This window comes from Photobacterium kasasachensis (genome assembly GCF_050336885.1).
Lineage (GTDB): Bacteria > Pseudomonadota > Gammaproteobacteria > Enterobacterales > Vibrionaceae > Photobacterium > Photobacterium kasasachensis.
The window spans coordinates 104,944-128,285 of the sequence record NZ_JAKJSH010000014.1; the positions used below are offsets into that span (position 1 = coordinate 104,944).

General features: G+C 47.4%; 18 protein-coding genes. 13 read left to right on the plus strand and 5 right to left on the minus strand.

Annotation, left to right across the window (positions count from 1 at the left end; all coding sequences use genetic code 11):
- The first annotated feature begins 48 nt into the window (after positions 1-48).
- Positions 49-1,467 carry a lipopolysaccharide biosynthesis protein gene (locus L4D19_RS19605; RefSeq protein WP_428453970.1) on the plus strand — a complete coding sequence of 473 codons (1,419 nt, stop codon included), beginning with the start codon at positions 49-51 and terminating at the stop codon, positions 1,465-1,467.
- 66 nt (positions 1,468-1,533) lie between these two features.
- Here the strand turns inward: L4D19_RS19605 and tdh are convergent, their stop codons facing one another.
- Together tdh and L4D19_RS19615 are read right to left on the minus strand one after the other, a co-directional pair.
- Positions 1,534-2,565 carry an L-threonine 3-dehydrogenase gene (tdh, locus tag L4D19_RS19610; protein WP_160655220.1) on the minus strand — a complete coding sequence of 344 codons (1,032 nt, stop codon included), beginning with the start codon at positions 2,563-2,565 and terminating at the stop codon, positions 1,534-1,536.
- Between the two features lie 123 nt (positions 2,566-2,688).
- Complete coding sequence (locus L4D19_RS19615; protein ID WP_428453893.1) at positions 2,689-3,882, minus strand: glycine C-acetyltransferase; 1,194 nt, start codon at positions 3,880-3,882, stop codon at positions 2,689-2,691.
- Between the two features lie 190 nt (positions 3,883-4,072).
- Between L4D19_RS19615 and L4D19_RS19620 the strand changes: the two genes are divergently transcribed.
- The 10 genes from L4D19_RS19620 to L4D19_RS19665 all read left to right on the plus strand — a co-directional run bounded on the left by L4D19_RS19620 (position 4,073) and on the right by L4D19_RS19665 (position 19,041).
- Positions 4,073-4,996 (plus strand): LysR family transcriptional regulator, encoded by a 924-nt coding sequence (locus L4D19_RS19620; RefSeq protein ID WP_428453894.1) that lies wholly within the window; start codon positions 4,073-4,075, stop codon positions 4,994-4,996.
- A gap of 204 nt (positions 4,997-5,200) precedes the next feature.
- Positions 5,201-5,644 (plus strand): DUF4174 domain-containing protein, encoded by a 444-nt coding sequence (locus tag L4D19_RS19625; RefSeq protein ID WP_428453895.1) that lies wholly within the window; start codon positions 5,201-5,203, stop codon positions 5,642-5,644.
- A 156-nt stretch (positions 5,645-5,800) separates the two neighbouring features.
- Positions 5,801-7,651, plus strand: a complete 1,851-nt coding sequence (gene malZ / locus L4D19_RS19630) for a maltodextrin glucosidase (protein ID WP_428453971.1) — start codon at positions 5,801-5,803, stop codon at positions 7,649-7,651.
- A 136-nt stretch (positions 7,652-7,787) separates the two neighbouring features.
- Entirely contained in the window at positions 7,788-8,885 is a 1,098-nt protein-coding gene (locus L4D19_RS19635; protein WP_428453896.1) for an anhydro-N-acetylmuramic acid kinase, read from the plus strand.
- Between the two features lie 186 nt (positions 8,886-9,071).
- The gene (locus tag L4D19_RS19640; RefSeq protein WP_428453897.1) at positions 9,072-10,781 is read left to right on the plus strand and encodes an ABC transporter substrate binding protein; all 1,710 of its coding nucleotides are present in this window, start codon (positions 9,072-9,074) and stop codon (positions 10,779-10,781) included.
- A gap of 328 nt (positions 10,782-11,109) precedes the next feature.
- Positions 11,110-12,549: a glyceraldehyde-3-phosphate dehydrogenase gene (locus L4D19_RS19645; RefSeq protein ID WP_428453898.1), complete on the plus strand. Its 1,440-nt coding sequence runs from the start codon at positions 11,110-11,112 to the stop codon at positions 12,547-12,549.
- Positions 12,550-12,945: 396 nt separating this feature from the next.
- Positions 12,946-13,818 carry an ABC transporter six-transmembrane domain-containing protein gene (locus L4D19_RS19650; protein ID WP_428453899.1) on the plus strand — a complete coding sequence of 291 codons (873 nt, stop codon included), beginning with the start codon at positions 12,946-12,948 and terminating at the stop codon, positions 13,816-13,818.
- Positions 13,819-13,823: 5 nt separating this feature from the next.
- Positions 13,824-14,987: an efflux RND transporter periplasmic adaptor subunit gene (locus L4D19_RS19655; RefSeq protein WP_428453900.1), complete on the plus strand. Its 1,164-nt coding sequence runs from the start codon at positions 13,824-13,826 to the stop codon at positions 14,985-14,987.
- Complete coding sequence (locus tag L4D19_RS19660; protein ID WP_428453901.1) at positions 14,984-18,118, plus strand: efflux RND transporter permease subunit; 3,135 nt, start codon at positions 14,984-14,986, stop codon at positions 18,116-18,118. Before L4D19_RS19655 ends, L4D19_RS19660 begins: the two co-directional genes overlap by 4 nt.
- A gap of 17 nt (positions 18,119-18,135) precedes the next feature.
- Positions 18,136-19,041, plus strand: coding sequence for a helix-turn-helix transcriptional regulator (locus L4D19_RS19665; RefSeq protein WP_428453902.1), 906 nt, complete (start codon positions 18,136-18,138; stop codon positions 19,039-19,041).
- A gap of 11 nt (positions 19,042-19,052) precedes the next feature.
- Here L4D19_RS19665 and L4D19_RS19670 read toward each other — a convergent pair whose 3' ends face one another.
- Positions 19,053-19,979 (minus strand): LysR family transcriptional regulator, encoded by a 927-nt coding sequence (locus tag L4D19_RS19670; RefSeq protein WP_428453903.1) that lies wholly within the window; start codon positions 19,977-19,979, stop codon positions 19,053-19,055.
- Positions 19,980-20,147: 168 nt separating this feature from the next.
- Here L4D19_RS19670 and L4D19_RS19675 point away from each other — a divergent pair, with 168 nt between their 5' ends.
- Positions 20,148-21,173, plus strand: a complete 1,026-nt coding sequence (locus tag L4D19_RS19675) for a zinc-binding alcohol dehydrogenase family protein (RefSeq protein WP_428453904.1) — start codon at positions 20,148-20,150, stop codon at positions 21,171-21,173.
- A gap of 72 nt (positions 21,174-21,245) precedes the next feature.
- On the opposite strand, the gene L4D19_RS19680 is transcribed toward L4D19_RS19675, so the two are convergent.
- Positions 21,246-21,728 (minus strand): hypothetical protein, encoded by a 483-nt coding sequence (locus L4D19_RS19680; protein ID WP_428453905.1) that lies wholly within the window; start codon positions 21,726-21,728, stop codon positions 21,246-21,248.
- Between the two features lie 170 nt (positions 21,729-21,898).
- On the opposite strand from L4D19_RS19680, the gene L4D19_RS19685 reads away from it, so the two are divergent.
- On the plus strand, positions 21,899-22,342 hold the full coding sequence (locus L4D19_RS19685) for a DUF3319 domain-containing protein (RefSeq protein ID WP_428453906.1): 444 nt from the start codon (positions 21,899-21,901) through the stop codon (positions 22,340-22,342).
- A 52-nt stretch (positions 22,343-22,394) separates the two neighbouring features.
- Here L4D19_RS19685 and accD read toward each other — a convergent pair whose 3' ends face one another.
- Entirely contained in the window at positions 22,395-23,261 is an 867-nt protein-coding gene (gene accD / locus L4D19_RS19690; RefSeq protein ID WP_428453907.1) for an acetyl-CoA carboxylase, carboxyltransferase subunit beta, read from the minus strand.
- Positions 23,262-23,342: the final 81 nt, after the last annotated feature.

Below are 23,342 nucleotides of genomic sequence, written 5' to 3' on the forward strand. Positions count from 1 at the left end.
CCAGCGTAGAAATGTATTGGGAATTGATATAGCTAAATAGGGTTTATGATGAGTGCATTAAAACAGTCTGCCTATTATGGCGTCGGAATAATAATGATGAAGGGAGTATCATTGTTCATGATGCCATATGTGACTTCCCGACTGACGCCGTATGAGTATGGTTCGCTAGAGTCACTCATATTGTTGACAGATATCGGCACCATCATTATCGGCTTTGGTATTATTGAATCTCTGTACCGTTATGTCGGCCCGAGCGACGGGCGAAAGCGCAGTGAACTGATTTCCAACTGTTTTCTACTAAGCCTGATAGTCGCACTAGTCGCTAGCTTCCTTATTTGGTTGATGATGCCTTTGCTGCTGGCAAACCTGCCCCATCAATTTGAACCCTACCAAATCACTCTCATTGCCGTTCCGACTCTGCTGGAGGGATTAATTGCGATTCCGCTGACGTTGATGCGTATGGAATCACTGGCCAAAAAATTCTGTATCTACAACGTCGTCAAAGCCATTTTTCAGGCATTGCTTATTATCATCTTACTGGAAGCTGGTTATGGCATTGATGCCTTACTGATTGCCGGAGCCTGCTCAAGCGTACTGTTACTTTTCTTCCTGCTCAAATTCCAATGGGCACAAATGGCAGGTAGTGCCTATTTGGGCTACTCCTTACCGCTACTAAAGTACAGTGTGCCGTTCGTTATCAGCAATATTGGGTTATTTGCCATTACCGGACTGGACCGCTGGGTGCTCGCTGATAAGGTCGGTGTTGATACACTAGCTGTCTACGCGATAGCCGCTAAATTTGCCATGATATGCGCGTTACTGATGCAACCCTTCGCGCTATGGTGGTACCCCAACCGAATCAAAATGTTACAACAAGAACAAGGGCGTGAGCTGTGCGCCAGGAATGCGATCCTTGGCACCAACCTGGGGATTTTCTTTGCCGTCTCTCTGATACTGACTGTACCCAGTTTCATCTGCCTCTTCCTACCCGAAGACTACCACCTCGCCGCCAAAGTTGTTGTTGGGCTAATTCTGGTGAGTGCATTGAAAAACGCCAGTGACTTATTAAATCTTGGCTGTTTCAGTGGTGATTCCAGCCAATGCCAGATGTGGATCCAGTGGTTATGTTCTGCCCTGGCGGTTGCAGGGTACTGGTTGCTCATCCCACAATACAACATATGGGCAGCCGTATTTGTTCTGGCTGGCGTCTATACCGTTCGTTTAGCGCTGTTTTACTACTTTAGCCAAACGAAGCTTTCACTGCCCTACCGCCATTCAGACTGGCTGGCCAGTGTACTGATCGGGGCTGCGTTATACGGCATCAGCCAAGTGATATACCCAGCCCTCAACCTCTGGGCACAATTAATTGTTGGCGGGCTATTAAGCCTCTCTATGCTTGTACTGCTTATCAGCATAAAAGTTTTCCCCAGCATAACGCCTTCTCGCTTAAATTTAACTGTCAGCTAAATCGCAGATATAAAAAAAGCGCTGATTAACAGCGCCTTTTAACAATAGAAATTATCGACTTATCGATTATTCCCAATCAAGGATAACCTTGCCGGAACGCCCGCTACGCATGGCGTCGAAGCCTTTTTGGAAGTCATCAATCTTGAAGTGGTGAGTGATGATTGGGTTCAGATCCAAACCAGATTGGATCAGGCTTGCCATCTTGTACCAAGTCTCGAACATTTCACGTCCGTAGATACCTTTGATGACCAAGCCCTTGAAGATAACCTGGTTCCAGTCGATACCCATGTCTGATGGTGGAATACCCAGCAGTGCAATCTTACCGCCGTGGTTCATGCCAGTTAGCATGCTGTTGAACGCCGATGGGTTACCAGACATTTCTAGGCCAACATCGAAGCCTTCTGTCATGCCAAGCTCAGCCATCACATCTTCAAGCTTCTCGTTAGCAACGTTCACTGCACGGGTGACACCCATTTCACGAGCCAGATCCAAACGGTAGTCGTTAACATCAGTGATAACAACATGACGGGCACCTACGTGCTTCGCAACAGCAGCTGCCATGATACCAATCGGGCCTGCACCTGTGATCAGAACATCTTCACCAACAAGGTCAAATGAAAGTGCAGTGTGTACCGCATTACCAAACGGGTCGAAAATTGAAGCAAGATCATCAGAGATTTCATCAGGGATCTTGAATGCGTTGAATGCAGGGATCACCAGATACTCGGCAAACGCACCTTCACGGTTTACGCCAACACCTGTAGTGTTACGGCAAAGGTGGGTACGGCCGCCACGACAGTTACGGCAGTGGCCACAAGTGATATGACCTTCGCCCGAAACACGGTCGCCGATTTCGAAACCACGCACTTCCTGGCCAATACCAACAACTTCACCTACGTACTCATGGCCAACAACCATAGGAACAGGAATTGTTTTCTGTGACCATTCATCCCAGTTGTAGATATGAACGTCAGTACCGCAAATGGCTGTTTTCTTGATACGGATTAGCAGATCATTGTGACCAAGCTCAGGCTTGTCCACTTCAGTCATCCAGATGCCTTCTTCAGGCTTTAGTTTAGAAAGAGCTTTAATTTTCATGACCTTTATCTCAACAAATAGTATTGCAGTGAAATATTCAGAAGCGGGCTACCACTATTTTTATTCGAGTACATTCTACCCGCCCCTGTTGTTGCATTAGCTCGCTATCGCGACAGATGGCAATTAGATGATACCCATATCTTTGCCAACTTCGATGAAGGCATCGATAGCTTTATCTAGCTGTTCACGATTATGCGCAGCAGACATCTGAGTACGGATACGTGCCTGTCCCTTTGGTACAACTGGGAACGAGAAGCCAACGACGTAGATGCCTTTAGCCAGAGCACGCTCTGCAAACTCAGCAGCCACTTTTGCATCACCCAGCATAATTGGAATGATTGCGTGATCTGCACCACCCATGGTGAAGCCAGCCGCTTCCATACGAGCACGGAAGTGCGCTGCGTTGTCCCATAGCTGGTCACGTAGCGAACCACTTTCTTCCAATAGGTCTAGAACTCGGATTGACGCAGAAACGATAGCTGGTGCGACTGAGTTAGAGAACAGGTACGGACGAGAACGCTGACGTAGCCAGTCGATCACTTCTTTCTTACCTGAAGTATAACCACCTGACGCTCCGCCCATCGCTTTACCCAAGGTACCAGTGATGATGTCGATACGCTCGATAACATCGTGGTATTCATGTGTACCGCGACCATTTGCGCCCATGAAACCCACGGCGTGAGAGTCATCAACCATCACTAGCGCATCGTACTTGTCAGCCAGGTCACAAATAGCAGGCAAGTTGGCTACTACACCGTCCATTGAGAACACACCGTCAGTAACAATCAGCTTGTGGCGTACACCCGCTTCGTTTGCGGCGATTAGCTGTTCTTCCAGCTCTTGCATGTTGTTGTTTGCGTAGCGGAAACGCTTCGCTTTACACAGACGAACACCATCGATGATTGAAGCGTGGTTCAACGCATCAGAAATAATGGCATCTTCTGCACCAAGAATTGTTTCGAACAAACCCGCATTGGCATCGAAACAAGAAGTATAAAGAATTGTATCTTCCATGCCCAGGAAGTTAGACAGCTTTTGCTCTAACTCTTTGTGAGAATCCTGCGTACCACAGATAAAGCGGACTGAGGCCATACCGAAACCGTGATGATCCATACCGGCTTTAGCGGCTTTAATCAGATCAGGGTGGTTAGCAAGGCCCAAGTAGTTGTTTGCACAGAAGTTTAGAACTTCTTCGCCAGTTTGGATAGAAACAGCAGCTTTTTGCGCTGATGTAATAACACGTTCTGATTTGTATAAACCTTCAGCTTTTACTTGTTCGATTTGCTGTTTGATTTGGTCGTAGAATGCAGCTGACATGATGTTCCTCTCAATTATGACTGTAGCGAATGCATGCTTTAAGCGGCATTCACCAGACGATAATCCATATAATCAGGTTAGGAGATCTGACTGAAAAAATGTTCAATTAACAGGATGTTTGAACTCCATCCATTCTAATTCAAGCGCATTCAGACTATTATCCCCTGACCTGGAAAAGGACTGTTGAACTATGGACACAAATAAACTGATTGCCCTTATGCCGGAACTGGCTGTTTTTAAAATCGTTGTCGATGAAGGCAGCTTCACAGCCGCTGCAAAAAAATTAGGGGTTACCCCATCGGCACTGAGCAAACAGCTCTCGCGTCTCGAACACACGCTTTCAGCCAAACTTCTTGAGCGTACCACCCGAAAACTCGTGATCACCGAATCGGGCAAAGGGATCTATGATCAATGCTGCGCAATGCTTGACGCAACCAAACAAGTTGTCGAGTTCACAAGCTCGGAGCATGCAACGCCCTCTGGTGCACTGACGGTGGCGGCCCCTAAGGCATTTTTAAGTATCGTACTTCAACCTCTGGTGACCCCTTTTCTCACCAAGTACCCCGATATTCAACTCAAACTCAAAGCATCAGATGGTGATATAGACCTCGTTTCAGAAGGCATCGACGTCGTGTTCCGTTTGACAGAGAAACCGACAGAAGGCTTAGTTCTAAAGCAGATTGGCAAGGTTAGCTTGAGCCTTTGCGCCAGCCCCGACTACTTGGCTCGACGTGGCACCCCTATCGTTCCAACCGATTTACTTCAGCACGATTGTATTTTCCTTGGCGAAACAGCCACGGATCATATCTGGGATTTTGTTAAGGATGATGAATTCCACACCATACCCGTCACTGGCCGCTACGCCGTTAACCATTCACAAATGCGCCTGAGAGGAGTGCTTGATGGATTGGGGATTGGCATCTTCCCAGACTTCGTGATCAAGAAACCGCTCGAAGAAGGAACGGTAACTGAAGTGCTCAGCGACTGGACAATCAAAGGAAATTACCAGGGCGATATTGCACTGCAGTTTGCCCAAACCAAGTTCATGCCTGCTCGTCTTCGGGTATTTATTGACTACGTCTCGGAACATTTATATCAGTACACAGTTCATTAGCCACATTGCCTTACCATAAGGGCCGACATAGCACATAATCATCTAAATGAGGTTCTCAAGCCATAGACTATACTGGTTTTAGTACTTATGGCTTTGATACTAGGCGGCAGACACGCGATTGATCCAATCTGACAAAACTGCCGTTTATATTGATACCAATCCAACCCACTCTCCTATGGTATATCCGGGAGCAGGAGAGCTAACATGAAAGCTCTGATTAGTTGCTTATACTCAGCCGTTATTCTTTTTTCGACCAGTGTTGCCTCTTACCCTCTGGATTCTCTGCACTGGAACCACCGCAGTATTCTTTTCTTTGCTCCCGAAAAAGATCAGTACGTACAAGAATTCATGAAACAAACGCTAATGAACGACTGCCTATTACAGGAAAGAGATATCGTAACCATCATTATTACCCGTGATGGCTTCAACCAACCCGAGGACTTGTTCAGCCCTGAAGATATCCGCTTTCTTCAGCAAAAATATAACATTACCCAAGATAGCCACACTGCAATCCTGATTGGCAAAGACGGTCTTGAGAAACACCGCTGGGGGGAAGAAACCAACTGGCGGCATATCACCGACTTGGTCGACAAAATGCCACTCCGTCAGCGAGAAATGACATACCGCCAAAGCCGCTGTGCTATTTAAACTTATACCTCCGACACATCAAGATACCGAGCAGGCATAACCGCTCTACGCCTCTCGTCTACGCCGTCGCATTTTTTGACGAAGGCTGATTTTTTTTTGTGCTTGAAGCAGTATCTTGTTACCCATTGACCTTCCAACTGGCCAGTTATAACAATGATGAAGACACCCTACTTATATCACGGTCAAGATACGGCTTGGGTAACTCCCTCTGAGCACAACTTGAAGCTGACGCTTGTCAGCGAATCTGACCTACTTATCTCTGCTATATTCATTCGCTGTGAACCCGACAACGAGGAAATGCTTGTTGATATGGTACGCGGCAGCACCAATGGCAGGCTTCAATACTGGCATGGTGAAATTCCATTAAACTCAGATAAATCGTTAACTCACTACTGTTTTAAGGTAATGCAGAATAGCCGGCAGTGGTGGTTACACGGTAACGGAGTATCGCCACGCGTTCCCGGCAAAGAAACCCACTTCAAGTACAACAAAGACGATCAGCCACCAGCCTGGGTAAAAGAACAGGTTTTCTATCAGATATTCCCCGATCGTTTTGCAAACGGTGATCCGACAATCAGTGTCGAAACCGATGAATATTGCCTCAAAGGTAATGAGAGACCAACTATTGCCAAGGAATGGGGAGAACCCGTTTCGCCACACGGCAGCAATGGCCCGAACGAATTTTACGGCGGCGATCTCAAGGGCATTCACGAAAAATTCGATTACTTCGAAGATCTAGGCATTACCGCCCTGTACCTTAACCCGATCTTCTCTGCTCCCAGCAACCACAAATACGATACGACCGACTATCGGAACGTTGACCCACACCTGGGAACCAATGAGCAATTCGCCGAGATGGTCGCCGACCTGCATCAACGCAACATGAAGATCATGCTTGATGCCGTGTACAACCACACCTCAGTCAATCACCCTTGGTTCGATATGTACCAAAAGAACCAGGATGAAGCCGGTGCGTATAATCACCCTGAATCGAAGTATCGTCATTACTATCAATTTAGCGGAGACAGCAACGATTACATCGGCTGGAACGGAATTTCAAGCCTGCCAAAGCTTAACTTCTCAAATCCCGACGTGCAGGAATACATCTACTCGGGACAAGATGCCGTCATCAAGCACTGGCTTCGCCCGCCGTACAATATCGATGCATGGCGATTTGACGTTATTCACATGCTGGGTGAAGGCGCTGGTGCAACCAACAACGCCCACTATGTCAAAGCATTCCGTCAATCGGCCAAATCAATTAACCCTGACTGTTATGTACTAGGCGAGCATTTCTTCGAGGCAAGCCAATGGCTCCAGGGCGATCAGGAAGATGGCGCAATGAACTATTACGGTTTCGCCCACCCGATCCGTGCTTTTTTTGCCCACAAAGACATTGCCTACCACAACTGCCAAATTGATGCCGACGAACTGGTGGATTGGCTCAACGAGGCCCGTAGCAAAATGCCTTGGCTCAATCAGCTTTCCCAGCTTAACCAATTGGATAGCCACGATACGATGCGCTTCCTGACCATGCTGGAAGACGATCAGGAAACCATGCAACTGGCATTGTTAATGCTATTTGCCTATGTGGGCACACCTTGTATTTACTACGGAACAGAAGTGGCACTTGAAGGCGGACAGGATCCTGACAATCGCCGTTGTTTCCCGTGGGAGCGAACCGAAAAGCCTCACGCGATGTTTAGCTTCCTCAAACAGCTAATTGCTATTCGCAAAAATCATCACTCCCTGCAGGAAGGCAGTATCCAATGGCTCGTTGCCGAGCACAAGCAGCTCACATTTGCCAGAACGCTAGGTGATGAGATTACCGTCTGCCTGATGAACAACAGTGAGCATGCCAGGACGATTGAAGTTCCTGTCTGGCAACTCGGTATTGAAAATGCTCAACTTAAGGATCTGCTTACCGGCGACGAATGGCAATCAAAACAAGGCATACTCACACTTACTCTGGCAGGTAAAGAAGGCTTATTGCTGAGCCTCGTCTAACCTTCCGAACCTGTTAACCTACCACACCGGCTAATCTAGCCTAGATTAGCCGGTGCAGCCTACCCAATAAGGTTTGCCGTGCTTCTTAGTTCCATGTAAATATAGGACTTATACCCTGCACATAACCGAGGCAATAATGGGATCTGAACGTTACATTGGAATTATGTCCGGAACCAGCATGGATGGTGTTGATACCGTTTTAGTCGACATTAACGGCAGCAAAATAGAGTTACTTTGCGAACATGCTTTTCCTATGGGTGAGAACCTTAAACAGTCCCTGTTAGATGTTTGTATGGGTCAGCCAACCAACCTACAAGCGATCGGCGAGCTAGATCATCACCTCGGGCACTTGTTCGCCGATGCCGTCCTCGCACTCCTGGAAAAAGCAAACGTTGAGCCGGCAACCATCACTGCGGTCGGTAGCCATGGGCAAACGGTCTATCATTCTCCTGAATCAGCCTATGCCTTCACCATGCAGCTTGGCGATGCCAACATTATCTCAGCCAAAACAGGCATCACCACAGTGGCCGATTTCCGCCGTAAAGATATGGCCTACGGCGGCCAGGGCGCACCGCTTGTCCCGGCTTTTCATCAGCAGCTTTTCAGCCAGCCGGATCTCACTCGCGTAGTGCTCAACATTGGTGGTATATCCAACATCACCATCCTGACTCCCGAAAAACCGGTTACCGGTTTTGACACCGGACCCGGCAACATGTTGATGGACGCCTGGGTCCACAAACACAAGGGACAGCGCTACGATAAAAGCGGAGCCTGGGCGCAATCCGGAGTCGTGCACCCGGCACTGCTGGAATCACTACTAAGTGATCCGTTTTTTGCCCTTTCAGCGCCCAAAAGTACAGGACGCGAGCTGTTCAACCTCGCTTGGCTTGATGACCACCTAAACAAGTTCAGCCTCAAACCAGAAGATGTGCAACGTACGCTGGCAGAGCTAACATCCGTCACCATTGCCAATGATGTTCGCACTGAAACCCCAGGCGAGTTGCTGGTCTGTGGCGGCGGGGCTCACAACCCTCTGCTCATGCAAAGACTCGCAGAGCTCTTGCCAGATTGGACGGTTGTGACAACGGCCGAGCGCGGGGTAGATATAGATAATATGGAAGCCATGGCATTCGCCTGGTTGGCTTACCGTACCCTGCATCAACTACCCGGCAACCTTCCGGAAGTGACAGGTGCCAACCAACTAACATGCCTGGGGGCAATCTACCCCGCATAATCGTTCCCATCAGACAGCGAAACGGCTATCTCCTTCATCTTTGGCAACGGAGTTTCTATTAGGTAAACTCCGCTGCCCTAAGAACTTCATTTAAAAAATCTATACTTGTAGAAATCCTTAGCTGCAGTTTATCCAACTGGATAAGTCGTTGTTCAGATATTGGTATTAGATAAGGTCTCATACAAGATGGCTGTAAAGTTGATATTGTTTTTACTTTTCTCTCTTCCTCTATTGGCGTTGTCAAAAGAGGAGCCAATTGTGCTTCTTGTTAATTCATATCACCCCCAGTACCAATGGACAACTCAGCAAACTCAAGGCATCAAAGATGTACTGATAGATACCGTTCATGCGGAGAATCTTCATATTGAATACATGGACGAAAGACGATTTGTGGATGATCAGGTTTATCACACCAAACTCATAGAACTGCTCAAACACAAATACCAAAAATACGAACCCGATCTCATCATGACTACCGATGATCATGCGTACAATTTCATGATCGAAAATGGCAAAGACTTATTTCCTGGCAAACCTGTTGTCTATAGTGGTGTCAACGTGCCCAATACGGAATTGATGGCGCGCCACGATAGCATTATCGGCATAGTTGAAGGCATGGAAATTGAAGGAAACCTGGATCTGATTTTACAGCTTCAGCCCAGAACGAAGCGAATCATAATGCTGAGCGACACCACAGGCCTTGGTTTGAATATGGGTAAGAAAGCAAGAGAGATCAAAGCACAATGGCAAGCTGATCCGCATAAAAAGCACATTACATTAGAGGTTTGGGATCAGTTCTCAATCCCAGAGCTCTACCAAAGAGCGGAAAATGCAGACTTTGACTCTGTTTTCCTGATGCTAGCCATTCATAAGGATAAACTAGGTACCTATTTCTCCTATGAACATCATCTGCCGCTCTTAACTCAAAAAAGCAAAGTGCCTGTTTATGGCATGTGGGGAACGATCATTATTGGTTACGGGGGAATAGGTGGGCTCATGAATAACCCCTATGAGCACGGTAAAAATGCCGCCAGAATAGCCATCAAGGTTCTTGACGGTGTTCCGTTGGAAAACATCAAAGTACCGGGAAAAGCACATTATTCACCTTATTTCGACTATCACCAGCTAAAGCGGTTTGGTATCGATACCAGCCTTCTGCCCGCCCATAGCACCGTCATCAACCGCCCAGTTTCACTCTATGACGAACACGCAAAGCTGATAAACAGCACTATTGCTCTGTTCATCTTCATGCTTGTCGTTATCTCAATACTCACTATCAATATTAAACGTCGGATCACGGCACAACGTAAACTGCACCAATTCAATCAAGAGTTAGAATCAATCGTCCAGCAACGCACCAAAGATCTGGACGAGCGCAATAAAGAATTACAGGCTGCATCGAAAATTTTGCGGGCGCATGCCTATTCCGACGAACTCACAGGTTTGCCCAACCGAAGAGCTGCCTCCCGTGAAATCGTCGCCCATATTAAACGCTACAACATGGACTTCCAGCCTTTGGCAGTCGCCATTTTGGATATCGATTTATTCAAAAGCATCAATGATACCTATGGCCATCAGGCGGGTGACGAAGTGCTGTGCGCAGTTGGGGAAACACTAAAAGATACACTCCGCCCAAACGATCGAGTCTACCGATGGGGAGGCGAAGAGTTTCTTATTATCTTACCTGATACCAAGGCAGACTATTCGGCCATTGTTTGCCAGAGGCTCACCAAAAGTATCAGCCAACTCAATATCAGTAACATCGGCACCATCACCGCGAGTATCGGAGTCACTAATTTCGCCAGCGGTGATTCTTTCGAAACCATTTTGCAAAGAGCAGATACCGCGTTATACACAGCCAAAAACAGTGGTAGGAACCAGGTTGTTGCAAACTAAGGCAACAATAATCCACATTTATTGCAGGATTACCATCTAGTTCTGCCCTTGGAAACAACACAGACTACTAATTGTTTGAATTCATCGCAAAAAGTGAATAAATCGTTAAAAAATAAGTTGCTATATTCGGTCGAATAAAAGCAGAACAATCAACTTAAAATTTGATGAAGATCACCAATTCAGCTCGACAAAGATCACATTTACAAGTTATTAATTTTACTAGGATAAAAACGACGCAAACGTTACACTTGCGCCCCATAAGAACGATAACAGTACACAGGATATAGTCCTGTTTCTCTTCCCTAAACGTGAAAGGTCCTAAGTAAAGATGAGTCCGGAAAAATATCTTCTAGACTGGCAAACAAGCCAAACCAATGCAGAATCCATCTCACCACTTCTTGGCCAACTATACCGTCAGAAAGGCGTAGAAATCCTTCTGTTCGGTCGCCAAATTGTCAACGCCTCTGTAATCGATATCATTAAGGCACACCGCGTTGCCCGCCGCTATACCGGCAGCGAGCTTTCTCCTTCTCAGACATTGCCGCTGATCCAGGCACTGACCGAACTTGACCTGTCTCCTTGCCGAATTGATGTAGGCCAACTGGCTTACGAGTACTGGAAAAACCAGGATGATGTAAACAACCTGAATGACTTTTTAAGTACAGCCCTTGTCGAATCACTCAGCAGCTCGCAGTCTGTCGAGACTCAGGATGTGGTTTTGTATGGCTTCGGCCGAATCGGTCGTCTGTTGGCACGCCTTCTTATTGACAAGAGCGGCCAAGGCTATCCGCTTCGCCTGCGTGCGATCGTCGTTCGTGGCGGTAAAGACGGCGATCTCGAAAAGCGTGCCAGCCTGCTACGTCGTGACTCTGTTCACGGTCAGTTCAATGGCAGCATCACCGTTGACGAAAGCCGTAAAGCAATCATTGTTAACGGTAACTATATTCAGGTTATTTACGCTAACAGCCCGGCTGAAGTTGACTACACGGCTTACGGTATCAACGACGCTCTCGTTGTCGATAACACCGGTATGTGGCGCGATGCCGAAGGCCTTGGCAAGCACCTTGAGTGTGCTGGCGCGAAAAAAGTACTACTGACCGCACCGGGCAAAGGCGATCTCAAGAATGTCGTATTCGGTGTTAACGAGTCTGTTATCCTGGATGAAGACCAGATCATCTCGGCTGCCAGCTGTACTACCAATGCCATTACACCGATTTTGAAAGCGGTTAATGACAAGTACGGTATCCAGTCGGGCCATATCGAAACCGTTCACTCGTTCACCAACGACCAGAACCTGATTGATAACTTCCACAGCGGCGAACGTCGTGGTCGTTCTGCTGCATTGAACATGGTTCTTACCTCTACTGGTGCAGCTAAGGCCGTTGCCAAGGCGCTGCCTGAACTAGCCGGAAAACTGACAGGTAATGCTATTCGCGTTCCGACCCCGAACGTTTCTATGGCAATTGCCAACCTCAACCTGGATTCTGACGTTGATGCCGAAGCGCTTAACACGTACCTGCGTGAAATGGCCCTGAACTCACCGCTTTCCGGACAGATTGACTACACGCAGTCTACCGAAATCGTCTCTACCGATATCGTTGGCTCTCGCCATGCCGGTGTGGTTGATGGTGCCGCGACTATTGCGCAGGACAAGCGTTGTGTGCTCTACATTTGGTACGACAACGAATTTGGCTACAGCTGCCAGGTTGTACACTGTATGGAACAAATGATGGGTGTGCGTTACAAAACCTACCCTGAAGCAAAATAACACTGCTAAAAGATAACTATAATATCCCCTCTTGCTATTTGCCGCCTAAGCTCCACTAGGCGGCATTTTTCATTTTATGGCTCCAGAGCGATTACAGCTGCCCGTCGCCTTCTCTCGTTTTTCCCTGCAGACAGTATAAGAAAAAAGCATCTGTATCCCGCAAAACATTCGCCTTCCATATAAATTAATCAGCATTAGAGCAAACGCGGACACGTTTTTCCTGTTTGAGGCAGGGACAATAGCGCCATGACCGAATTTTACCTAGAAATCGATATCCGATTTTTATGCTTTGGAATCAATGCTCTGAAATATGCTAACTCACAAACATTCACCTATTAACCGTCATCCCGGTGTAACGCCCTTTCCCGCTTACGCACTAAACAGGGAGAACAGCTAATGTGGCCTTATCACATCGACCTGATCGCCATTATTAAAATGTTTAAATGGCGGATGCTCATCACCTGGCTACTCGTCATCGTCGAAAATGTGCTGTTAGCCTTGATCCCGCTCTTTATCGGGATGTCGATAGACGGTCTGCTGGCAGGTAATATTCACTCCCTGCAGCTATTAGCGATTGTACTGGCAAGTATTACTGTAGTCAGCGTAGCTAGACGCCTGTATGACACCCGTGCCTATGGACATATCCGGGTAGAGCTGGCACGAGAAATCAACGTTCGTCTTTCACGTCTCCCGGTTTCAATCCGCAACGCCCGGCTCGAAATGTCCCGTGAACTGGTCGATTTTCTTGAAGAGGAACTACCGCCCCTATTTACCGCCTGTATCCAAATCATCGCTTCGGTTGTCATCCTGTTTGGATTTTCCCAGTCACTCGCGGTGTCAGCTTGTATCTCAACTATCTTGATGCTGGTGATGTACAGCTTGTTTCATCAACGATTTATCTGGTTAAACAGCGCGTTAAACGAACAGAAAGAAAAGCAGGTCCATATTCTGCACAGTCGGAATCCTCGACAGCTGTTAACCCACCTTCGACGTTTATGTCAGCGTGAGATCCAGCTCTCCGACGCCGAGGCCATTCTATATGGCGTGATCTTTCTCGTTCAGTTCGGTTTTATCGTCACCAATCTTTGGCTGGCTGCTTCATTACCAAGCATTACACCCGGCAGTATTTTTTCCATCATCAGCTATTCGTGGGAGTACGTAGAGTCAGCCATCATGCTGCCTGTCGCACTGCAGACGTTATCCCGGTTACATGAAATTACAGCAAGAATTAACTGTGTTCAGCTTGCACCTGTAAACAAATTAAGGTGAGAAACATGAAATCACTTAAAAAGAAAGTCCCTATCACCTTAGCGGTGTTATCTCTAGCCGGCGTCTTGCTAGTGCTGGACTCACTCCCCGATAACTCATTACCGGTAACTACAGGGGCATCCGCTGCTCAAGTCGTGACGGTACTATCATCGTCACCGGCGCAGCGACAACTCTCCGTATCAACAGTTGGTATCACCCAGTCCCGCTGGCAGACAGAGCTAAAAGCGACAACCAACGGCAACCTGACGGAGTTCAACACTGACATTGAGCCGGGCAGCTTGATCGAGAAAGGGGAATTTCTCGCACAAATTGACCCAACGCATATCTCAGCGGAAGTCGAACAAGCCAAAAGCCATCTGGCCAGTACCCGCCTGAAGCTGGAGCGCGAAAAACACGAGCAGACCGTCGCAAAAAAAATACTGCCACAAAACGTAAGTACTGCCTTTGCCCGCCGAGAGCCTCAGGTGGCCGCTGCGACAGCAGATGTTCATCATGCTGAGCAAGCATTGGCCAGCGTCAGACAACGGCTTATCGAGAGCCAGGTTGTAGCGCCGTTTGATGCCGTCATTCTCAAGCGATTTGCCTCACCGGCCCAGCATGTCGAATCTGGTACGCCTCTCTACGTCATTGCTTCAAGCCACAGCGTAGATATCGAGGTATCGCTCTCGAAACGCCTATGGCAAAGACTCGGCGGCAGAATAGACCCAAACCAGATCTCTGTTGTCGATAGAGACAACAACAGCTGGCCAGTAAAGCTGCGCTACATTGCTCCGGAATTTGACGCGGCAACTCGACAGCGCCAACTGGTACTTGCTGTGGAAAACCCTTTCCAACAGCCTAAAGTACTATTACCTATGCAGCAGGTTAAGGTCATATTTAACATTTCCCCCGATGCACCTATTCACCGCCTGCCAATCTCTGTTTTAACTCTCGACGGTGCGGTTTGGTGTGTCAATGATGATAACAAGCTCGTACTTGAGCCAATTATCCAGCTCAATGAAGACGGTAACCAGGTGTGGTTCCAGTTCACCAAAGAGCCTGAGCGCAGCCGAAATATCGTCCAGTACCCGCTATTGACGATGCTACCCGGAAGTGATGTCGAGCCCACTTATACCAATAGCAACTCTGCCAATAACAGCTATGCCAATAACAGCGAGGAAGCGCAATGAAATGGTTAACACGCTGGTTTCTGGATAATCCCGTTGCGGCTAATTTGTTAATGGTTGCTATTCTGGCTTTGGGCGCACTATCGCTAACAACTTTACGTGTAGAAAGTTTTCCGCAAACCAAGCCAACGAGTCTGGTAGTGAGTGTTACTTACCCCGGCGGTACAGCGCGTCAGGTTGACGAGGGGATCACTCAGCGTATCGAAGAGGCAATCAGTGACCTTGCTGGAATCAAGCAAATTACCAGTCGTTCTTCGGAAGGATTGTCTACGGTCAGGGTGAAAAAACGTACCGATACCAACCTCGAACGCCTGATCGAGGATGTCAGAAACAGGGTAAACAGTATTATCGGTTTCCCTGAACTGGCAGAAAACCCGCAAATCTATCGTGATGAATTTAGCAACCTGGCCTCATTTGTCGTGATCTCTGGTGAACGAAGTGATAACGAGCTGCAGCCCGTAGCAAGACAACTAGAGATTGCGCTGAAGAAACACCCAGCGATCTCCGCCGTTGAAAACTGGGGCAAACGTTCCTCGCAACTGGTAATAGAACCGGATCCGGACAGCCTTCGCCATTACGGGATCGCCTTTAACGACCTTGCGAGCCATATCCGCCAGGCTTCATTAGAAACTCGAAGTGGTACCATTAAAAATGGTCAGGGCAAGCTGCTCCTGCGTGGAGACGGCTATGCAGATACTGTACGAAAACTTCGCAAAATCGTTGTAAAAACAACCCCAACCAGCGAAGTGCTGCTGGAAGATATTGCCCAGATCCGCCGTGAATACGTAAAGACTGACGCTTTAGTTCGCAACAATGGAAACAATGCGATTGCACTGCTGGTTTCCACCAGCAGAAAAGATAACCTGCTGCGTGTCAGCGAGGCGATTGAGGAGGTTCTCGATAAACAACGCGCCTTACTACCAGACGATATTTATCTCGACACCATGGCCGATATGGCTCCTTATGTTGAAGACCAGCTCGCCCGCCTCGGCAACAATGCATGGCAAGGGTTGCTAATTGTCGTCGTGCTCCTTGGCCTGTTCCTGAATCTAAAGCTCGCTTTCTGGGTTGCTATCGGGATCCCGGTCTCAATTGCCGGCACGCTGGGTGTGATGGGTTTACCGGCGCTGGATTACAGTATTAACGACATCACCTTGTTTGGTTTGATTTTAGTACTGGGGATCCTGGTTGATGATGCTGTTGTCGTCGGCGAGAGTATTCATCAGGCACGCGGTAAATATTCCGATCCCAAACAGGCCGCCGGGAAAGGTGTGGAAGCCGTTAGTGTTGCGACTGTCTTTGGCGTACTCACCACTATCGCCGCATTCTCGCCTATGCTATGGATCGAAAATGAACTGGCAAAAGTACTGGCTGGGTTCTCAGCGGTAGTCATTCTGGCACTGCTGTTTTCACTAGTAGAAAGTAAGTTCATTCTTCCCGCTCACCTGAGCTCACCACCAGAGAGAGAGCCTAAGCATTGGCTAAGCCGCAACTTCAAGCGTCTGCAGCAATTTTGCGATAAGCAGCTCCAGCGCTTTACCTACAAGGTATACAAGCCAATACTGGATTACGTCATTCACTATCGGTATGCAAGTCTGATTGGCTTTATCAGTACCCTGGTTCTTGCCTATGGCCTGTGGTTCAGCGGCAACATCAAATCAAGCCTGTTTCCGGAGATCCCCGGGCGATATTTAAGTGCCGATATTTCTCTTGAAGACGGTGCGCCTCATGAATTACTGGCTCTGCATGCCAAACAGCTTGAGGGCGCGGCTAGCTCGCTGAACAACAAAATACGCGATGAATTTGGTCTGGAAGAGTCGCCAATCATTAACCTGCTTGTCGCAACAAACGGCAGTAGCAATGTCGAAGCCACCGTTGAGTTGACGACCGAAGCACTGAGCAAGCTACCCAACAACTATCTGCTAGATGCATGGAAAAGTGCCAGCGGTCGTTTTGAAGGCGCTTATGCCGTTAAATTTACCGCTACCGATGACTGGTCTGGCGGAACCGCTATCAGTATCAGGGCACCTGAACGTCAGATAGCTAAGCTGGCTGCGAAGGCGTTACGCCACCAGATCAGTAACATCCCGGGAGTTAATGATATTTATGACAACGGACAATCAGGCCTGCCTCAGCTTCGTTTCACCCTTAACCGATATGGAAAGCACCTTGGACTGACCCAGTCAGATCTTGCCAATATCATTAGCGGGGCTTTCGGCCAATATGATATCCACCGTCTACTTCACCAGGCTGAGGAAACCAAGGTTGTCCTGCAGTATAGCGATGACAAACGCCGCAGCCTGCAAAGTGTGCTCGATTCACCGATATTCTTACCGTCTGGCCAGTACCTGACACTGGGCGATATTGCCGATGCTGCCTACGAGCAAGAACCACATACCCTATACAGACGTAACCGCAATGAGGTTATCACGGTGTACTGGCGACAGGACCGGTCAATCCAGTCACCTGAAGCGGTGTGGGAAACAGTTAAGCTGGATATTTTGCCAACACTCAACAAACAATACCCAAGTGCCATTGTAAAACCCGTTGGCGAATTTGAGGAGATAGGCGAAGTACAGGCTGGCTTTAAAAAAGCCATGATATTGACACTGCTACTGATATATACCCTGCTCGCCATTCCGCTTAAGTCTTACTGGCAACCACTGATCATTATGGCCGTGATCCCATTCGGCTTTGCGGGTGCCATCTTTGGCCATGCCCTGATGGATCTGCCGATCAGTGTGCTGTCTTTATTCGGTATGATGGCGATGACAGGTGTTGTCGTGAACGACTCGCTGATATTGATCACCCGGTTCAACAAAAACTACCGTAGTGGTATGCCAAGGCACGAGGCACTGATTAATACCGGCACCAGCCGTGTTCGGGCCATATTCCTGACAACGGTCACAACAGTTTGTGGCTTGCTTCCGCTGCTTAGCGAAAGCTCAGAGCAGGCACAGTACCTTAAGCCGGCAGCGGTCTCACTGGTATTCGGCGAGCTATTCGCAACCAGCGTAACCCTATTGCTGATACCAATACTGTTACGAATTTTTACCCGCAAAGATCGTTGCGATACAATTTCTGATACTCATGCGTCTCAGACTTTGCCCAACACAACCGTTCATGAAGGATAAATACAAAGGCTAACGTTATGGATTTACAACACCTTGTTCCCGAACTTGCTCTGATTGAAGAATTACCGGAACACTGGAAAAGCCGTTTCGAGAAAGCAATCTATATGCTGTATAAGTCGTCGGAACAGTCACCCGCATTGGCTTGGGAAGAGATTGCCGTTGCCTGTGCAATCTCGCCTCACCATTTCCATCGCGTATTCCGCGCTGTCTTCAACGAGGCGCCAGGGCAATATCTGCGACGGCTTCGCCTGCAAACCGTTGTTGAAAAATTGGTGTATAGCTCAGATAGGATTACCGATATTGCTGTCGAGAGTGGCTTTTCATCTTCGCAGGCATTAGCCAAAGCGCTGAAAAGAGAACTGAATACTTCAGCCAAGGAAATTAGAAAGTTACGAGAGTCAGAAGATTTTGATTATTTAGCAGAAGTTTATAGAAAGCTTGGTCACCCAACAGCACAATCGCATCAAACGATGGAATCACAGATTGCCGAAAAGCTTAAAACCGAGCTACGCACTTACCCTGAACGTTTTCTCCCGGCCAAAAAATTCAGTGTTCCTGAGTTTGAGAAACTAATGAATGCACCAAGTGATGTAGAAGAGTATGAAGTTATCGTTGCGACGAATGTTGAAGAGTTAAGCAAGCGTTTTGACGATATTACACTTCTTGTCGGTGAGGCTTTTACGACGGCCGACAAAGCAAACTTTACCGTATCTGCTGGCGCATTCTTATGTTGCAAAGCCCTTATCAGTAGTGATGTTGGATACCACGCAGTATGGGATGAACTCTACCGCCGAGCTATCCTCGAGGGCTATGAACTAAGCGATCAAGGACACACCATCGAATACTTACGAAATGCACCTAAAGGGAAGCAATTTGACTTAGAGGAAATAGAGCTTCAGTTACCCGTCGAAATCGTAAGCTAACAGCCATGCAATCAGCGTACAGACTCGCTTTCGAGCAAGTGCTTAAACTTCTCACGCAACTTATCCCGCAGTAATAATACTGCGGGGGTCACCTGTTTGCGGCTGGGGCAAATCAACCACAAGCTCGTTGATTTTGCTCTAAAACCGGGCATGACTTCTACCACTCGCCCGGCTTTCAGATCCGAAAACATATCCAACCTCGATTTCAACGCTATACCTTTACCCGAGACCGCCCAACGCCTCACAATATCGCCGTCATTGCAGATACGATTACTACTGACTTTAACCTTCTTCGTTATTGGTTCCGAGTTTCCAGTCCCCTTATTGGTAAACTCCCACTGATTGAAAATCTGATCGCCAAGCCGATACAATAAGCAGTTGTGTTGCAGCAACTCTTCCGGAGTCTGAGGCGTACCATGACGCTCAAGATACTCGGGAGATGCGCACGCAATGCGATCCACATCTATCAACTGGAAAGCCACCATTGATGAGTCTTCTGGTTGCCCGTAGCGCAATGCCACATCGACCCTGTCCATATAAAAGTCAGCCAGCGAGTCTCCCAGGCTCAACTGAACACTGAGTTCAGGGTTGTCATCCATTACTTCATCAAGCAATGGCAAAATCATGTTTCGCCCCAGATCCGAAGACACCGACATGCGGATTTCACCTGCTATCTCTCCTTGCATTTCGACGAGCGATGCCTTGGCATATTCCAGCGATTCAATCGCCTGACGACAATGCAGCAGAAAACGTTCCCCTTCGGCAGTGATGCGTAATTGACGGGTCGAGCGAATAAAAAGCTCAACCCCTAGCTGTTTTTCAAGCCGCTTCAGCGCCGCACTTGCCGCCGCCGGGCTGGTATCTAATAAGCCAGCAGCGGCTGTGATGCTGCCGCAGTCAGCGGTTCGAATAAATAGCTCAAGATCAGACGTATTCATAGCAGGCTTTATTTTCAAAAAAACATTGAAAAAGTTTAAACCATTACCCTCTTTTTGCTTAGCACTTTCTCTCCTATTATCACTGCAACAATTCAATATCCAACAAAGCTAGCGCCAGTGGCTACCATACTTTAGCGTTAGCCCATATACGAGAAAGAGAGAATAGTCATGAAAGCCATCGGATACCTAGCCCCAAAAAGTATTGACCAGCAAGATGCACTCGTGGATTTCGAGCTACCGACACCAACGGCGACAGGCCGTGACTTACTGGTAAAGGTAAAGGCGGTTTCAGTCAACCCGGTCGATACCAAGGTCAGAGCAAGTGCCGCACCAGAGGAAGGTCAGTATAAAGTGCTTGGCTGGGATGCTGTCGGCGAAGTGACTGCCGTTGGCGAAGAGGTTGAGCATTACCAGGTTGGTGATAAGGTTTGGTATGCCGGTGATATTTCCCGCTCCGGAACAAACACTGAATATCATCTTGTTGACGAACGTATTGTTGGAAAGCAGCCAACCACAGTCTCTGATACACAAGCAGCAGCCTTGCCTTTAACAGCAATCACTGCCTGGGAACTGCTCTTTGATCGTTTGCAGTTCGATCTTACTCCTAATGCCGAAAAATCTGCCAAGATACGTTTGCTGATCATCGGTGCATCTGGTGGTGTCGGTTCAATCCTTACTCAGCTTGCAGCCAAACTAACCAATGCCACCATCATCGGAACTGCCTCTCGGCCAGAAAGTCAAAAATGGGTGACCGAGCTTGGCGCTGATTATGTGATTGATCACTCCAAACCGTTAACGGAAGAGCTAAAACGAATTGAGATTGATGACGTTACCCATGTGATCAGCCTGACTCAAACCCAAGCCCATTTTGACCAGATTATCGAAGCATTAGCACCGCAAGGACACCTAGCACTCATCGATGATCCAACAGAACCTCTTGATATCATGAAGCTGAAGAGAAAATCACTGTCTTTGCACTGGGAACTGATGTTCACCCGCTCTCTCTATCAAACAGAAGATATGGATAAGCAACGTCAGCTATTAAATTCAGTGTCAGCAATGATTGATGATGGCGAGCTTGTCACAACCCTTGGCCAGCACTTTGGCAAGATAAATGCCGAGAACCTGAAAAAGGCCCACGCATATATCGAGTCGGGTAAATCAATCGGGAAAGTGGTACTCGAAGGTTTTTAAATCCTGTGTATTGTAGTTAATAAACCCGTCAGATGGCGGGTTAATTGCTTGCGATAAAAGTGAACGCAACACTCAAAATTGATAGCCATTTGCCCCTGCCACTGCGCCTAGCACAGCAATCAAACTTAAACTGAGTAAGACTTGGTGCATTCGATGCAACCAGACAAATGCCCGCTCGCTGTTTTTTTGTGCTTGTTGATGAAACCAGCGATGCAACACCAAAGGCTCCAGAACAAACAGTACCAGGGTAAAAATCATCCAGACGAACGTCATTAAATGCATCCACCAAAACTGAGGTAATAGATAACGATCCCAAGCGTTCATTACTTCCAGCATATAGTATCCCGACGCGCCGGTTATCAATGTGGTGATCTTCGCCTGAAGACTGAACCGCCCCTCTAGTTGCTCAAACAAGTCCAAGCGGCTTTCCGCATTTGACACTCTTCTCAGCGACGGGATAAGTACCGTCGTCACAAACGCGACGCCGCCAATCCACATCACGACACCAAACACATGCAATACTCGCGCTAACACAAAAAAGTCAAAATCGTTCATATCACCACCATCACCACCGTTACTGCGAATGCGATTAATAATATATATCATACGCATGTTATAAGAGATAGCGTTATCAGCTTCCTTTTTTCTTCCTTATTCTGTCCTCATTTTCTCCAACATTAGAAATTAAGGTTATTTATATTCAGAAATTTAGGGAATAAATGACAATGTCTATCAAGCAACTGTTTTCTAATCTCCTTAGTTCTTCTAATAACTCAACGGTATCTAAACGCGGAGAGTCGCAGCTTCCATTAACAGCAGTAGAAAGACGTTCTTACCGGGATTTCCTACTTGAGAATGCAGATGGCAGTGCCGATAGCTGGAAGGCAAAAATAAACAATAATGTCATTTCTGGTGATCTGGACTTTATCAAAACCAGTATCGATTGGTGGTGTGATAGAAAAAAGGTTTTGCCACAAAAAGAAGCCGATACGATCATACCTCCTCCCCGTATACGCCGAGAAATCGTCATCTATCGCGGGTTCAAAATCATCAACGATACCGGTGAGAAAAATGGCTGGTATATGCTCCACAAAGGCAAGTTACTTAAAGGGACTAAGTCTGCCATTGAAGAGCAGATTAACCTCGCCATCAGGAGGACGAGGTGCTAGCAGGTTAACTTGAAGCAGCTTGTTGAGCCCGCTTCGCTACAGAACCTTTAAACTATGTTTCTAGTGAAACGGTAGTATTTGTCATTTTAGCTATTAGTCCTCCAACTCGTTTGCGCATATCACGTCTATCAACAATCATATCTAAAGCACCATGCTCAAGAAGGAACTCACTTTGTTGAAAATCATCAGGTAACTTTTCTCGTACCGTTTGTTCAATCACACGACGTCCTGCAAAACCAATTCTCGCGCTGGGTTCACCAATATTGATATCACCCAGCATAGCTAAACTTGCCGATACACCTCCAAAAGTTTGATCGGTTAGTACAGATATATAAGGTAATCTTGCCTTTGATAAACGATTCAAAGCAGCACTCGTTTTTGCCATTTGCATTAAAGCCATTAATGACTCTTGCATACGGGCTCCACCACAAGCCGAAAAACAAACCAATCCACAATTTGCGTCTATTGCAGCATCAACTGCATGTACAAATCGAGCGCCGACAACTGAACCCATTGAGCCCGCCATAAAAGAAAATTCGAATGCACAGGCAACAACTGGTAAGCCCAGAAGCTTTCCTTTCATCGCCACTAAGGCATCTTTTTCCCCGGTATTTTTCTGGGCTAGAGCAAGGCGCTCCTTGTAACGTTTCAGATCCTTAAAATTCAGCAAGTCTTTAGGCTCATGCTCTCTGGCAACCTCAACCCGCTCTCCTTTATCCAGAAAGCTGTCTAAGCGAGGTCGTGCAGCCATTCTCATATGATGGTTGCATTTCGGGCACACCTCCAGACTCTCCTCGAGAGCTTTACGATAAAGAGTCTGACCACATGAAGTACATTTAGTCCATATACCCTCTGGTATCGGCGCTTTACGTGTACTAATAATGTTCTTTTTATCAAATAGCTTTTCTAGCCAACTCATGGGCAATCTTTTCCAGATAACTTTAGTGAGGAGTATTGTATAAGCCTGTTTATGATAATAAAGTGCCTGTTATGGGCTTAA